Genomic DNA, 13,872 nt, shown 5'->3' on the forward strand with positions numbered 1-13,872 from the left:
CGCTACCAGCGCAAAAGCCGGGGTCCGAGCACGGCCCCCACGAGCACCGGCACGCCGATGCCGCTCACATACCAGACTGCGAGAAACGGCGCGGTGAGCTCCATGCAGTGCAGCGCATACACGGCGGCGCCCACACCGCCCGCCAGCGCACCGGCCGCGGCACCCGCGAGCGCTGGCTGCGTGGGTGCGAGCCCCCTGAGCGCCACCAGCGTGGCCACGAAAACCGGCAGGGCCATCACCCCGATGCTGAGCGCGCAGATGCGCCACGACTGCCCCATGAGCGAGGGCATCCGGTCTTCGGCGGGCATCGCGAACCACACGATGGCGGCCAGCACCCAGATGCCGAGCACCGGCAGCGCCGCGCCCATCCAGGCATGCCGAACCTCCACCCCAGGCCGCGCAAGCCGCTGCACCATCACCAGGCCAGCCGCGGCAATGCACAGCGGAAACAGCACTTTGACCCAGAACATCGGCCAGAACATGGCCTGCACCAGATCGCGCCGCACGCCGTAGTCGACCCACAGGATCAGCAGCGACAAGGGCACGCCCACCAGCATCGCCAGGCCGAGCCGCCGGTTCGTCGCGCGGCGCGGCGCGGCGACGGGGCCGTTGGCGAGCATCGCTACCAGGTCGTCGGTTTTCATGCGGTGGCGCTCCAGTCGTGGCCGAAGCGGGCGGCCAGGGCCTTGAGCCCGCGGTGGATGCCGACCTTCACCGCCGACTCGGACATCCCGGTCAGGTTCGCGGTCTCGGCCACCGACAGGCCCTCGATCTTCACGTGCACGATGGGCAGGCGCTGGCGCTCGGGCAGCGTCTCCAGCAGGCCGGCAAGGTCGCGCTTCGCATCGCTGGCTTCGGTGGCCGAATCGGCGAACACCGCGAGGTCGTCGTCCAGCGGGTCATGCAGGTCTTCACGGACCGACTTGGCACGCAGCAAGTCGATCATCTTGTAGCGCGCGATCGCATGCACCCAGGCCGTCAACGGCTGGTCGCTCTGGTAGGTGTGGCGCTGGTTGTGCATGGCGAGCAGGCATTCCTGGACAAGGTCTTCCACTTCATCGGGCCAGCCGAAAAGGCGTTTGCCCAGAAAGGCGCGCAGGTGCGCGCTGAGTTTCTGCAGGAATTCGCGGTAAGCCTTCGCATCGCCGGCCAGGCCGCGAAGAAACAGGCTCCGCAGCGCCGCTTCCGCGTCGCTCATTTGCATCCTGCTGCCTTCGGAGGTTCGTGCCATCGGGCGATTCGGTTACAGCTGCGTCGGAAAAGGGTGCGACGGATTGTGCCGCGACCTCGCCGACCCCATGGGCTAAGCTGCGCCGATGTGGAACGCACTCGTCTCGCATCCCTGGGCCTATCCGGCGCTGGAAGTGGTGCACATCGTCGGCATCGCGCTGCTGTTCGGCGGCCTGGTGGTCTTCGAGCTGCGCGTGCTGGGCATGGGCCGCGAGTTGCCCGCGCCGCTGCTGGCGCGCCTGACCCTGCGTCCCGCGCTGGCCGGCTTCGGCCTGTGCGCCGTCACCGGGCTCACGATGTTTGCCAGCCAACCGGACGAGCTGCTCGCCAACAACGCCTTTCGCATCAAGCTGCTGCTGATCGCCCTGGCCGGCGCCAACGCCGCGCTGTTCCACTTTCGCAGCGGCGTTGCGGCCCTCGACCGGACGGCCCGGGTGCAATGCCTTCTGTCCTTGGGGTTTTGGCTGGCTGTCATCATCTGCGGGCGCTGGATCGCGTACGCCTGAACACAAGGAGATCGAAATGATGCAAAGACGCCTCTTCGTTGCCGGTTCCGTGGGCCTCGCGGTCCCCCTGCTGCCGGTGCTGCCCGCCATGGCCCACCATGGATGGAGCAGCTTCGACCAGGATCGCCCGTTGTACCTGGAGGGGCGCGCCGCCAAGGTCGTGTGGCGCAACCCGCACGGCGAACTGGAGCTCGAGCTGCCCGAGAACCCCACCCTCCCCGCCGACCTGAAGCAGCGCGCGCTGCCCAAGCAGTCTTCGGCCGTGGACGGCGCGGCCCTGCTGGCCAAGGCGCAGTTGCCGACGCGGCGCGACCGCAAGTGGCAAGTCGAACTGGCACCGCTCACGCGGCTGCAGGCCTGGGGCGTGGAAGAGATCAAGCCCGGCACGCAGCTCGGCGTGCTCGGCTTCACCTTCACCGGCGAAAAAGGCGATGCCGTGCTGCGCGCCGAATACCTGTTCGTCGGCGGCAAGGCTTACGGCCTGCGCTCCTCGCCAGCCTGAGCGCCCCCCGCTCGACGTCGGCGGGGCATGGTCCGCCCCGGCTTGCCAGCCGCACAAGTGCTCGGTACATTGCATTTTTTGAGGGCCTCCAATGTCCGTAGATAGCACCGAGATCCCTTCCGCGCTGCCGGCCGGCACGGCACCCTTCCCTCCGCTCCATCCCTCCTCGTCGACCGGGCACATCCGCCTGACCTCGCATGCCGGCGGCTTCGGCGCACTGCCCATCCAGTGGGGCGCGGCCACCGCCACCGAGCGCGGGCCGATGGTGGGCACCACCACCAAGCGCGCGCACCGCAACGTCATCGGCACGCACAGCGGCTCGTACAGCGTGTACCGCGCGCTCGCGGTCGCGTCGGGCGCCCTGAAGCGCGAGCACAAGGCCGACCTCACCAACACCGCGCCCACCGACGTGATCGGCCCGTATCCGCAGTGGAGCGAGCCCGGGCGCATCGTCTCGCTCGACCCCTGGGGCGCGTTGATCGCAGATGTGTTCTCGGCCGAGTTGGCCGCGGGCTACGACATCCGCCCGACCATCGCGATCACCAAGGCCCATGTGATCCTGCCCGAGGTGATCGAGGCACTGCAAAGCGGGCGCCTCAAGGCCGACGGCCACTTCCTCACCAGCGGCGGCGCCGCGATGGTGACCAAGGCGGCCATCGAGCCCGTGTGGTACCTGCCGGAAGTGGCGCGCCGCTTCGGCTGTTCCGAAACCGACCTGCGCCGCACGCTCTTCGAGGAGACCGGCGGCATGTACCCCGAACTCGTCACGCGCTCCGACCTGGAGGTGTTCCTGCCGCCCATCGGCGGGCAGACCGTCTACATCTTCGGCAACCCGCGCGACCTGGCCAACCCCGAGGTGGAACTCACCGCACGCATCCACGACGAGTGCAACGGCTCGGACGTGTTCGGCTCCGACATCTGCACCTGCCGCCCCTACCTCACGCACGCCATCGAAGAGTGCATCCAGGGCGCGCAGCGCGGCGGCGTGGGCCTCATCGCCTACTCGCGCAAGGAAGGCCGGGCGCTGGGCGAAGTGACCAAGTTCCTGGTCTACAACGCCCGCAAGCGCCAGGTGGGCGGCGACACGGCCGAGCAGTATTTCGCGCGCACCGAGTGCGTGGCCGGCGTGCAGGACATGCGCTTCCAGGAGCTGATGCCCGACGTCTTCCACTGGCTGGGCATCAAGAAAATCCATCGCCTGGTGTCCATGAGCAACATGAAGTTCGATGCGATCACCGGTTCGGGCATCGAGATCGGCGAGCGCGTGAACATTCCCGATTCGCTGATTCCGGCCGACGCCCGCGTCGAGATGGACGCCAAGATGGCCGCCGGCTATTTCACGCCCGGCCCGGTGCCGGACGCCGACGAACTCAAGAAGGCCAAAGGCCGGGGACTGAGCGAATGAGCAGCAGCAACAGCAACAACAGCAAGATCGACCCGGCCAGCGAATTCACCACCGACACCAGCCACGCAACCGGCGCGGCCACCCTGCTGCGCACCACCGCCGCCATCCGCCAGCGCGCGGGCGCCCTCCTCGCACGCGCGCGCCGGGGCGAGTCGCAGTGGTTCCGCATCGGCAGTGACGACGCGCTCGAAGACGCGGCGCGCACCGTGGCCGAGGTCACGCGCGAGCGCTATCCGTGGGACACCATCCCGTACCACAGCCGCTGGCGCCACTTCGAGGCGGGCGGCGTCGACCGGCTCAAGCAACTCGATGCGCTGCTGGGCAAAGGCATCGACAGCCGGCAGCGCGCCCGGGCGCACATCGACCTGGTGCTGGTCAGCGTGCTGCTCGATGCCGGTGCCGGCCCCGACTGGCATTACACCGAGTCCGCCACCGGCGAGCGCTTCACCCGCTCCGAGGGCCTGGGTGTGGCGAGCTTCCATGCGTTCACGAGCGGGCTCTTCTCGTCCGACCGCGACCATCCGCTGCAGGTCGATGCGGCCGGCCTCAAGGGCCTGGTGGCCGACCGGCTGGGCGACGCGTTCCAGGTCAGCGAAGTCAATCCGCTCGTGGGCCTGGCCGGTCGCGCCACGCTGCTGCGGCGGCTGGGCGAGGCGATGAACGAGCAGCCCGAGGTGTTCGGCAACGACGGCCGGCCCGGCCGCCTGTTCGATGCGCTGGTCGGCCCCTACGGCCCGGCCGCGCCGCCCACGGCCGAGGTCACCGCGCACCAGATCCTTTCGCTGCTGCTGGAGACGCTCTCGCGCATCTGGCCCTCGGCGAATTCGGTGGACAGCATCGCCATCGACGGCAGCGACAGCGCCGGTGGCATCGGCTCGGGCGACCCGGCGCTGGCGCTGGGCGACTGCTGGCGGCACAGCGCGGTGCGCGGCCCCGGGCTCACCAACGGCTGGATGCCCTTTCACAAGCTCTCGCAATGGCTCACCTATTCGCTGCTCGAACCCTTCGAATGGGCGGGCGTGAAGGTACGCCATCTCGACGCGCTCACCGCCCTGCCCGAATACCGCAATGGCGGCCTCCTGATCGACAGCGGCGTGATCGTGCCGAAGGACCCCGCCTTTCTCACCCGCCGATGGAAGGCGGGCGACGAATTCATCGTCGAATGGCGCGCGCTCACCGTGGCGCTGCTCGACGAGGTGGCGCCGCGCGTGCGCAAGGTACTCGACCGCACCGAAGAAGAACTGCCGCTGGCCTGCGTGCTCGAAGGCGGCACCTGGGCGGCGGGCCGCGCACTGGCACAGCGCTTGCGTGATGGCGCACCACCGCTCCTGATCGAGAGCGACGGCACCGTCTTTTAGACTCACCGGTCCAGCAACGGTACAAAGAATTCCAATGAGCAACGTCCATCTCGTCGACCACCCCCTCGTGCAGCACAAGCTCACGCTGATGCGCCGCAAGGATGCATCCACCAACAGCTTTCGCCGGCTCCTGAACGAAATCAGCATGCTCATGGCCTACGAGGTCACGCGCGACATGCCGATGCAGGACATCGAGGTCGAAACGCCGCTGGAGACCATGCAGGCCAAGGTCATCGACGGCAAGAAGCTGGTGCTGGTGTCCATCCTGCGCGCCGGCACCGGCATCCTGGACGGCATGCTGACCGTGGTGCCCGGCGCCCGTGTCGGCCACATCGGCCTGTACCGCGACCCCAAGACGCTCACGGCCGTCGAGTACTACTTCAAGATGCCCGGCGAAATGGAGAACCGCGACGTGATCGTGGTCGACCCGATGCTGGCCACCGGCAACTCGGCCGTGGCCGCGGTCGAGCGGCTGAAAGAGCTGAACCCGAAGTCGATCAAGTTCGTGTGCCTGCTGACCTGCCCGGAAGGCGTGGCGACGATGCAGAAGGCGCACCCGGATGTGCCGATCTACACCGCCGCGATCGACCGCGAGCTGAACAGCCACGGCTACATCCTGCCGGGCCTGGGCGACGCGGGCGACCGCATCTTCGGAACGAAATAAAGCTCGCCCCCAGGCTGCGCGGCACTTCGTGTCCGCTTCTCCTTCCCCCTACCGGGGGCAACACCAGCGGCCCGGCGAAGCCGGTTCCGCGGTGTTTCCCGAATGGGGGGGCGGTGGAGAACTGGGCATGGAGGTTGCAGCGCTTGAATTTTTTACGACCGAGGAGAAGACCGTGACAGCACGCCGTCAGTTGATCATTCGTTCCGTCGCCATCGCCGCAGCGCTTGCGGCCGGTGCGCCGGGCATCGCGCTCGCGCAGGCCAAGCTCAAGGTGGCGGCGGTGTACACCGTGCCCTTCGAGCAGCAATGGGTGGGCCGCATCCACAAGGCGCTCAAGGCGGCCGAGGCGCGCGGGGAGATCGAATACAAGGCCACCGAGAACGTGAGCAACGCCGACTACGAGCGCGTGATGCGCGAGTACGCCACGGGCGGCAACCAGCTGATCCTGGGCGAGGTGTTCGGCGTGGAAGCGGCGGCGCGCAAGGTCGCGAAGGACTTTCCCAAGGTCGCCTTTCTGATGGGCTCGTCGCTCAAGCCGCAGGCGCCCAACTTCAGCGTGTTCGACAACTACATCCAGGAGCCGGCGTACCTGAGCGGCATGGTGGCCGGTGGCATGACCAAGAGCAACCGCATCGGCATGGTCGGCGGCTTTCCGATTCCCGAGGTCAATCGCCTGATGAACGCGTTCATGGCAGGCGCGAAGGAAACGAACCCCAAGGTCGAGTTCAGCGTGAGCTTCATCAACAGCTGGTTCGACCCGCCCAAGGCCAAGGAAGCGGCCTTCGCGATGATCGACAAGGGCTCCGACGTGATGTACGCCGAGCGTTTCGGCGTCTCGGATGCAGCCAAGGAAAAGGGCAAGCTCGCCATCGGCAACGTGATCGACACACAGAGCCAGTACCCCGACACGGTGGTCGCCTCGGCCCTGTGGAACTTCGAGCCTTCGGCCGACCGCGCGATCAAGCTGGTGAAGGAAGGCAAGTTCACCGCCGAAGACTACGGCGTGTACTCGCAGATGAAGCACAAGGGCTCGGAGCTCGCACCGCTCGGCACCTTCGAGAAGAAGGTGCCGGCCGACATCGTCGCGAAGGTGAAGGCCAGGCAGGCGGACATCCTTTCGGGCAAGTTCACCGTGAAGGTGGATGACGGTCAACCCAAGTCGACGGCGAAGTGAGCAAACGAATGACGACGATGCGCTGGCGCACTCTTCTCGCGGCTGGTGCGCTGGCCCTCGGTCTCTCGGGCTGCGTCGGTGTCTACAAGGGCACCGGCGTCAGCATCAACAGCAGCACCCGCCTGGACGACACGCCCCGCATCGCGGTGCTTTCGGCCTTCCAGCCCGAGCTCACGTTGCTGCTGGCACGGCTGCAGGGGCCGGCAAAGCACAGCGTGAACGGCGTCGAGTTCACCACCGGCACGCTCGAAGGGAAGCCAGTCGTGCTGTTCCTCTCGGGCATCAGCATGACGAACGCGACGATGAACACGCAGCTCGTGCTCAACCGCTTTCGCATCACCCACATCGTGTTCAGCGGCATCGCGGGCGGCGTGAATCCGAAGCTGCATGTCGGCGATGTGACGGTGCCCGCGCAATGGGGCCAGTACCTCGAGGTGCTGATGGCACGCGAAACCGCGCCCGGCAGATACAGCAAGCCGCCTTTCATCAAGGACGCCACCTTCCCCAATTTCGGGATGATGCATCCGCGTCCGGTCGAGGTCCGCTCCGCGGCCAAACCGGAGATCGAGCGCAAGTTCTGGTTCGAGGCCGACCCGAAGATGCTCGAAGTGGCGCGCAGCATCCGCAACGTCGACCTGGCCAACTGCAGCGCCGGCAAGTGCCTGCCGCGCAAGCCGCAGCTGGTGGTGGGCGGCAACGGCGTCTCGGGCCAGGCCTTCATGGACAACAAGGCCTACCGCGAATACACCTTCAAGACCTTCCAGGCGAATGTGCTCGACATGGAAACCGCGGCCGTGGGCATGGTGGCCTACAGCAACGGCGTGCCCTACATCGCCTTCCGCTCGCTCAGCGACCTCGCGGGCGGCGGCGACGGCGACGGCGAGAACGAGATGGGAACCTTCATGGGCATCGCGGCCGACAACTCGGCGAAGGTGATGCTGGCGTTCCTGGCTGCGTGGAAGTGATGCGGGTCTTTCTCCCTCCCCTCCCGGGGGAGGGTCGGGGTGGGGGCACGCGGCGCTCGATAGATCACTGCGGCGTTGCGGGCGCCGCTTGCCCCCATCCCTGCCTTCCCCCGGAAGGGGAAGGAGCAAGGCCTTCATGACCAACGCGAGCGTCCTGCGCCTTCAAGCCATCACCAAACGCTTCGGCACGCTCGTGGCCAATGACGCCATCTCCCTCGACCTGCAGGCCGGCGAAGTGCTGGCACTGCTCGGCGAGAACGGCGCGGGCAAGTCCACGCTGATGTCGATCCTGTTCGGCCACTACATCGCCGACGAAGGCAGCATCGAAGTGTTCGGCGCGCCGCTGCCGCCCGGCAACCCCAAGGCCGCGCTCGCCGCGGGCGTGGGCATGGTGCACCAGCACTTCACGCTGGGCGACAACCTCAGCGTGCTGGACAACGTGATGATGGGGACCGAGCCGCTGTGGCGCCCGGTGTCGCGCCGAGCAGCCGCCCGCGCGCGGCTGCTCGAAGTCGCGCAGCGCTTCGGCCTGCCGGTGCAGCCCGACGCGAAGATCGGCAGCCTGTCGGTCGGCGAGCGCCAGCGCGTGGAAATCCTCAAGGCGCTGTACCGCGGTGCGCGCATCCTGATCCTCGACGAGCCGACCGCCGTGCTCACGCCGCAGGAAAGCGAGGCGCTCTTCGCCACGCTGGCGCAGATGGTGGCGCAGGGCCTGTCGGTGATCTTCATCAGCCACAAGCTGGGCGAGGTGCTGCGCGTGTCGCAGCGCATCGCCGTGCTGCGCGGCGGCAAGCGGGTGGCCGAGGCGCGCACCGCCGACACCACGCAGGCGCAGCTCGCGCTTTGGATGGTCGGGCATGCGGTCGAGGCACCGCAGCGGCGGCCCGCCAAGTCGGTGGGCGATGCGGTCTGCGTGCTCGACCATGTGAGCACCGCATCCACCAAGGACGGTGGACAGGACCGGCTGCGCGAGGTATCGCTGACACTGCGCGCCGGTGAAATCACCGCCATCGCAGGCGTCTCTGGCAACGGGCAAGTGGCGCTCGCCGAACTGCTGTGCGGCACACGCCGCGCTGTCTCCGGCACCGCCCAGTTGATGGGCCGCGCGCTGCCGCCGTCGCCCGCCAAACTCGTGCAGCGCGGCGTGGCACGCATCCCCGAAGACCGGCATGCGGTCGGCGTGGTGGGCGACCTGCCGGTGTGGGAGAACGCGGTGTCCGAGCGGCTGCGCAGCCCGGTGTTCTCGCGCTGGTCCGTGTTCGTGCGACGGGCGGCCGCGCGGCTGCATGCCCGGCGCATCGAGAAGGCATTCGACGTGCGCGGCGCGGGGCTTATGGCACCGGCGCGTTCGCTCTCCGGCGGAAACATGCAGAAGCTCATCCTGGGGCGCGCATTGCTCGCGCCCGAACAGGCGGAAGACTCTGACAACAAGAAGTACCCCACGCGCGCGCCGCGCCTGATCGTCGCGCATCAGCCGACCTGGGGCCTGGACATCGGCGCCGTCGCTTATGTGCAGCAGCAGCTCATCGCAGCGCGCGATGCAGGCGCGGCGGTGCTGGTGATTTCGGACGACCTCGATGAAGTGCTCACGCTAGGTGACCGCGTGGCGGTGATGCACGGTGGCCATCTCGGCGAAGCACGCCCAGCCACGGCCTGGACGCGCGAAGCCATCGGCCTGGCGATGGCTGGCGCCACCAAAGGCGCGCCATGATGCGGCTCGAACGACGCCATGAAACCTCGCGCGCCGCACTGGTGCTCGCGCCCATCGGCGCGGTGGTCTTCACCATGATCGTCAGCGCATTGCTCGTGCTCTGGGCCGGCGCGCCGGTCGGCCGCACCTACGCGTTGCTGCTGCAGGGCGGCTTCGGCTCGGTGTTCGCGTGGAGCGAGACGCTCACTCGCGCGATCCCGCTGATCCTCACCGGCCTGGCCGCCACGGTCGCCTTCAAGGCGCGGCTCTTCAACATCGGTGCCGAGGGGCAACTCTTCGCCGGCGCGCTCGCCGCCGTGGCCGTGGGCGGCATGCATGGCGGCACGGGCTTCGAACTCTCGCCCTGGGTGCTGTTCCCGCTGATGATGCTGGCCGCCGCCGTGGCGGGCGCCCTGCTGCTGCTGGGCCCGGCGCTCATGAAGAACAAGCTCGGCGTCGACGAAGTGGTGACAACACTGCTGATCAACTTCATCGTGCTGCTCGGCGTCTCGGCGCTGCTCGACGGGCCGATGAAAGACCCGACCGCCATGGGCTGGCCGCAGAGCGTGTCGCTGCAGCCCGATCTCGAACTCGGCAAGCTCATTGCGCAGACGCGCGTGCACACCGGGCTGCTGTGGGCGGGGTCGCTGGCGGTGATCGTCTGGGCGATCTTCAAATACACGGTGCTGGGTTTCGACATCCGCGCAGTGGGCGCCAATGCGCGCGCCGCCGCGTTCGCCGGCGTGCCGGTCACGCGCACCGTGGTGATGGTGTCGCTGCTCTCGGGCGCGCTCGCCGGGCTGGCCGGCGCCATTGAGGTGGCGGGCCGCACCAGCTACGTCACGCTCGACATGTCGCCGGGCTATGGCTACACCGGCATCGTCATCGCGATGCTGGCCGGGCTGCATCCGCTGGGGGTGATCGCAGCCGGCGTGTTCGTGGCGGGCGTGCTGGTCGGCGCGGACACGATGAGCCGCGCGGTGGGCGTACCGACCTACATTGCGGACGTGATCGTGGCCGCTTCGCTGATCGCGGTGCTGGTGGCGACGCTGCTGACGCAGTACCGGGTGCGGCTCAAATGACAAAGCGGCCTTCCCCGGATTTGCTCCTTCCCCTCCCGGGGGAAGGCTGGGATGGGGGCATCGGCCTCCAATGCGAGCACCGCTTGCCCCCACCCCAACCCTCCCCCAGAGGGGCAGGGAGAAACACCCGATGACCGACCTGCTCGACATCCTCGCCAACCCCTCCTTCTGGGTCGCAGTGCTGCGCATCGCCACGCCGCTGATCCTCGGCACGTTAGGCGTGCTGCTGTGCGAACGCGCAGGCGTGCTCCATCTCGGCATCGAAGGGATCATGGTTGCCGGCGCCTTCACAGGCTGGCTCGCGGTGTACGCCGGCGCGCCGCTGTGGGCCGGCGTCGGCGTGGCGGCGCTCACGGGCATGGTGTTCGGGCTGCTGCACGCCTTTCTTACCGTGGGACTCGCGCTGTCGCAGCACGTCTCCGGCCTCGGCATCACGCTCCTCGCGACGTCGCTCAGCTACTTCGGCTACCGCGTGAGCTTTCCGAAGGTGGACACGCCGCCGACCATCACGCCCTTCGCGCCGATGGACTGGCTGCCCGTGCCCATCCTCAACGCCCAGACCGCGCTCACGCTGTTCGCGCTGCTGCTGGTGCCCGCCGTCGGCTGGGTGCTCTACCGCACGCCGCTCGGCCTCGCGCTGCGCATGGTCGGCGAGAACCCGCAGGCGGCGGAGAGCCAGGGTGTATCGGTCGCGGCCACGCGCACAGGCGCCATCGTCGCGGGCTCGGCGTTGATGGGTGTGGCGGGGTCGTTTCTCACGCTCTCGGCGTTCAACGCCTTCTTCTTCAACATGGTGAACGGCCGCGGCTGGATCTGCGTGGCGCTGGTGGTGTTCGCCTCGTGGCGGCCGGGCAAGGCCCTGCTGGGCGCGCTGCTGTTCGCGTTCTTCGACGCGCTGCAACTGCGGCTGCAACAATCGGGCGATGCGGTGCTGCCCTACCAGATCTACCTGATGCTGCCGTACCTGCTGTCGATCCTGGCGCTGGTGCTGGTGGCGCGCAAGGCCAGCTATCCGCAGGCGCTGATGAAGCCGTACCGCAAAGGGGAACGTTGAGATGGTGAAGACGACCGCTGCCGCGCTGCTCGCCGGCCTGCTGGCGCTTTGCGGCCCGGGCGCGCATGCCCTGGGCAGCGACTACAGCTACGACACGTTCAAGACGCCCGACTCGGTCAGTTGGGTGCAACTGTGCGGCGCCTGGGGCAAGAATCACCAAGGCACGTACCGCGTGGTTCACGCGGACCAGTACGCGCAATCCTTCCTGTACGTGCAGTGGATGACGCGCGACGCCAACGGCGGCCTGCATGCAGCGCACACGGTCGCCATTGCCGAGCTCGACAACGACCATGCCGAGATCGCCCTCACCGACATCACATGCCGCGCCACGCCGCGCGGCATCGTAGTGACCGCAAAGGCAAGCTCGGGGCATGACGACAAGCTGCGCCGCGTGACCATCGAGGTCGGGCCGGCGGCGGGGCAATACCGCTATCGGGCGCAGCGCACGCGCTGAAGGACGCCCGGGCGCGCTCAGCGCCTGAATGACGTAGCCAAGCCGTCGATGAAAGTACCGTACTTGACGCAAGGTACGCCCTTGCGAGCGATGTGCTCCTTTGCCTTCTTGTCGGCCATGCCCAGGACTTCGAAAAGCAAGGCGTCTTGCTCTTTCTCGGACGCAAGACCACGCCTCTTTCCCTCCGTCCGCACGGCCTCGATCGACTGCCGGAAGAGCGGTTCGTGCTGCCCCTGCCAGGCCTTGAGGACCGGGCGGGTCGGGACCTTCTGCTTTTCGCAGTGATCGGATGCGAGAGACGCGTACTCAAAGTAGAGGAGATTTTCCGTCGCAGCTCCGAGGGTCAACGCAAAGCACATCGGTGCACTGGTCAGCAAAGCGGTCAGAACCAGGGCTGCTTTCATCGGGACCTTTGAAGTGTGGCGCGGGATTCTCGCGTTAATTCGCGTCCCAGGCGCCATCGAGAAGGAAAATAGCGCTTACCCGATCTCACCGCCCCCACGATGCTCGACCTCCTCATCACCAACGCCACCCTCCCCGACGGCCGCACCGGCATGTCGATTGCCGTGCAGGACGGCCGCATCGCCGAGGTCACCGAAGGCCTCAACGCACCGGCCCACGAGACGCTCGATGCGCAAGGCCTGCTGCTTTCACCGCACTTCGTGGACCCGCATTTCCACATGGACGCCGCGCTGAGCTACGGCCTGCCGCGCGTCAACGAGAGCGGCACGCTGCTCGAAGGCATTGCGCTGTGGGGCGAGCTCAAGCCGCTGCTCACCGCCGACGCATTGATCGAGCGCGCACTGGCGTATTGCGATTGGGCCGTGGCCAAGGGGCTGCTTGCCATCCGCACGCATGTGGACACCAGCGACCCGAGCCTGCTCGCCGTCGATGCGCTGCTCGAGGTCAAGCGCCAGGTCGCGCCCTACCTCGACCTGCAACTCGTCGCGTTCCCGCAGGATGGCGTGCTGCGCTCCCCGGGCGGTGTCGAGAACCTCACGCGCGCGCTCGACAAGGGTGTGGATGTGGTCGGCGGCATCCCGCATTTCGAGCGCACCATGGCGGATGGCGCCGCCAGCGTGAAGCTGCTGTGCGAGCTGGCCGCCGAGCGCGGCAAGCTGGTGGACATGCACTGCGACGAGTCCGACGACCCGCTCTCGCGCCACATCGAGACGCTGGCTTTCGAGACGCATCGCCTGGGCCTGCAGGGCCGCGTGACCGGCTCGCACTGCACCTCGATGCATTCGATGGACAACTACTACGTGAGCAAGCTGCTGCCGCTCATTGCGCAGAGCGGCGTGGCCGTCATCGCCAATCCGCTCATCAACATCACGCTGCAGGGCCGCCACGACACCTATCCGAAGCGCCGCGGCATGACGCGCGTGCCCGAGCTGATGGCCGCCGGCGTGAACGTCGCTTTCGGCCACGACTGCGTGATGGACCCCTGGTACGGCATGGGCTCGGGCGACATGCTCGAAGTGGCGCACATGGGCCTGCACGTCGCGCAGATGACAAGCCAGGCCGGCATCCGCCAGTGCTTCGAGGCGGTGACGACGAACGCCGCGCGCGTGATGCACCTGAAGCGCTACGGCATCGAGGCCGGCTGCGACGCGAGCTTTGTGCTGCTGCAGGCGCGCGACCCCGTCGAAGCGATCCGGTTGCGGGCGACGCGGCTCAAAGTGTTCCGCAAAGGCAAGCTACTGGCCGAGACGCCCGCGGCAACCGCCACGCTGCACCTGCCGGGACGCGCGCAGGCCAGCAGCTGGATGATTCCCAAGGCGTCGTAGT

15 protein-coding genes are annotated in these 13,872 nt (G+C 67.8%); 12 read left to right on the top strand and 3 right to left on the bottom strand.

The window, feature by feature from the left end:
* Positions 1–2: 2 nt before the first annotated feature.
* Both ABIC90_RS09140 and ABIC90_RS09145 read right to left on the bottom strand, forming a co-directional pair.
* Positions 3–644: a DUF1109 domain-containing protein gene (locus ABIC90_RS09140; protein ID WP_354353781.1), complete on the bottom strand. Its 642-nt coding sequence runs from the start codon at positions 642–644 to the stop codon at positions 3–5.
* Positions 641–1,198 carry a sigma-70 family RNA polymerase sigma factor gene (locus tag ABIC90_RS09145; RefSeq protein ID WP_354353782.1) on the bottom strand — a complete coding sequence of 186 codons (558 nt, stop codon included), beginning with the start codon at positions 1,196–1,198 and terminating at the stop codon, positions 641–643. The genes ABIC90_RS09140 and ABIC90_RS09145 overlap by 4 nt, the downstream gene beginning before the upstream one ends.
* Positions 1,199–1,316: 118 nt before the next feature.
* On the opposite strand from ABIC90_RS09145, the gene ABIC90_RS09150 reads away from it, so the two are divergent.
* The 11 genes from ABIC90_RS09150 (at position 1,317) to ABIC90_RS09200 (ending at position 12,084) form a co-directional block, all read left to right on the top strand.
* The gene (locus ABIC90_RS09150) at positions 1,317–1,736 is read left to right on the top strand and encodes a hypothetical protein (protein ID WP_354353783.1); all 420 of its coding nucleotides are present in this window, start codon (positions 1,317–1,319) and stop codon (positions 1,734–1,736) included.
* A gap of 16 nt (positions 1,737–1,752) precedes the next feature.
* Positions 1,753–2,238 carry a DUF6152 family protein gene (locus ABIC90_RS09155; protein ID WP_354353784.1) on the top strand — a complete coding sequence of 162 codons (486 nt, stop codon included), beginning with the start codon at positions 1,753–1,755 and terminating at the stop codon, positions 2,236–2,238.
* Between the two features lie 91 nt (positions 2,239–2,329).
* On the top strand, positions 2,330–3,643 hold the full coding sequence (locus ABIC90_RS09160; RefSeq protein ID WP_354353785.1) for a GTP cyclohydrolase II: 1,314 nt from the start codon (positions 2,330–2,332) through the stop codon (positions 3,641–3,643).
* Positions 3,640–5,001 carry a URC4/urg3 family protein gene (locus ABIC90_RS09165; RefSeq protein ID WP_354353786.1) on the top strand — a complete coding sequence of 454 codons (1,362 nt, stop codon included), beginning with the start codon at positions 3,640–3,642 and terminating at the stop codon, positions 4,999–5,001. Before ABIC90_RS09160 ends, ABIC90_RS09165 begins: the two co-directional genes overlap by 4 nt.
* Positions 5,002–5,035: 34 nt before the next feature.
* On the top strand, positions 5,036–5,665 hold the full coding sequence (gene upp / locus ABIC90_RS09170) for a uracil phosphoribosyltransferase (RefSeq protein WP_013541661.1): 630 nt from the start codon (positions 5,036–5,038) through the stop codon (positions 5,663–5,665).
* A 172-nt stretch (positions 5,666–5,837) separates the two neighbouring features.
* On the top strand, positions 5,838–6,839 hold the full coding sequence (locus ABIC90_RS09175; protein WP_354353787.1) for a BMP family protein: 1,002 nt from the start codon (positions 5,838–5,840) through the stop codon (positions 6,837–6,839).
* 8 nt (positions 6,840–6,847) lie between these two features.
* Positions 6,848–7,804, top strand: a complete 957-nt coding sequence (locus ABIC90_RS09180; protein ID WP_354353788.1) for a 5'-methylthioadenosine/S-adenosylhomocysteine nucleosidase — start codon at positions 6,848–6,850, stop codon at positions 7,802–7,804.
* 136 nt (positions 7,805–7,940) lie between these two features.
* Positions 7,941–9,515 carry an ABC transporter ATP-binding protein gene (locus ABIC90_RS09185; protein ID WP_354353789.1) on the top strand — a complete coding sequence of 525 codons (1,575 nt, stop codon included), beginning with the start codon at positions 7,941–7,943 and terminating at the stop codon, positions 9,513–9,515.
* On the top strand, positions 9,515–10,576 hold the full coding sequence (locus ABIC90_RS09190; protein ID WP_354354086.1) for an ABC transporter permease: 1,062 nt from the start codon (positions 9,515–9,517) through the stop codon (positions 10,574–10,576). The genes ABIC90_RS09185 and ABIC90_RS09190 overlap by 1 nt, the downstream gene beginning before the upstream one ends.
* Positions 10,577–10,706: 130 nt before the next feature.
* On the top strand, positions 10,707–11,630 hold the full coding sequence (locus ABIC90_RS09195) for an ABC transporter permease (protein WP_354353790.1): 924 nt from the start codon (positions 10,707–10,709) through the stop codon (positions 11,628–11,630).
* Position 11,631: 1 nt separating this feature from the next.
* Positions 11,632–12,084, top strand: coding sequence for a hypothetical protein (locus ABIC90_RS09200; protein WP_354353791.1), 453 nt, complete (start codon positions 11,632–11,634; stop codon positions 12,082–12,084).
* 17 nt (positions 12,085–12,101) lie between these two features.
* Here the strand turns inward: ABIC90_RS09200 and ABIC90_RS09205 are convergent, their stop codons facing one another.
* On the bottom strand, positions 12,102–12,488 hold the full coding sequence (locus tag ABIC90_RS09205; protein ID WP_354353792.1) for a hypothetical protein: 387 nt from the start codon (positions 12,486–12,488) through the stop codon (positions 12,102–12,104).
* A gap of 99 nt (positions 12,489–12,587) precedes the next feature.
* On the opposite strand from ABIC90_RS09205, the gene ABIC90_RS09210 reads away from it, so the two are divergent.
* Positions 12,588–13,871: an amidohydrolase family protein gene (locus ABIC90_RS09210; RefSeq protein WP_354353793.1), complete on the top strand. Its 1,284-nt coding sequence runs from the start codon at positions 12,588–12,590 to the stop codon at positions 13,869–13,871.
* The last annotated feature ends 1 nt before the right edge of the window (position 13,872 follow it).

The sequence above is a fragment of the Variovorax boronicumulans genome (assembly GCF_040544675.1).
In the GTDB taxonomy this organism is placed as follows: Bacteria; Pseudomonadota; Gammaproteobacteria; order Burkholderiales; family Burkholderiaceae_C; genus Variovorax; species Variovorax boronicumulans_D.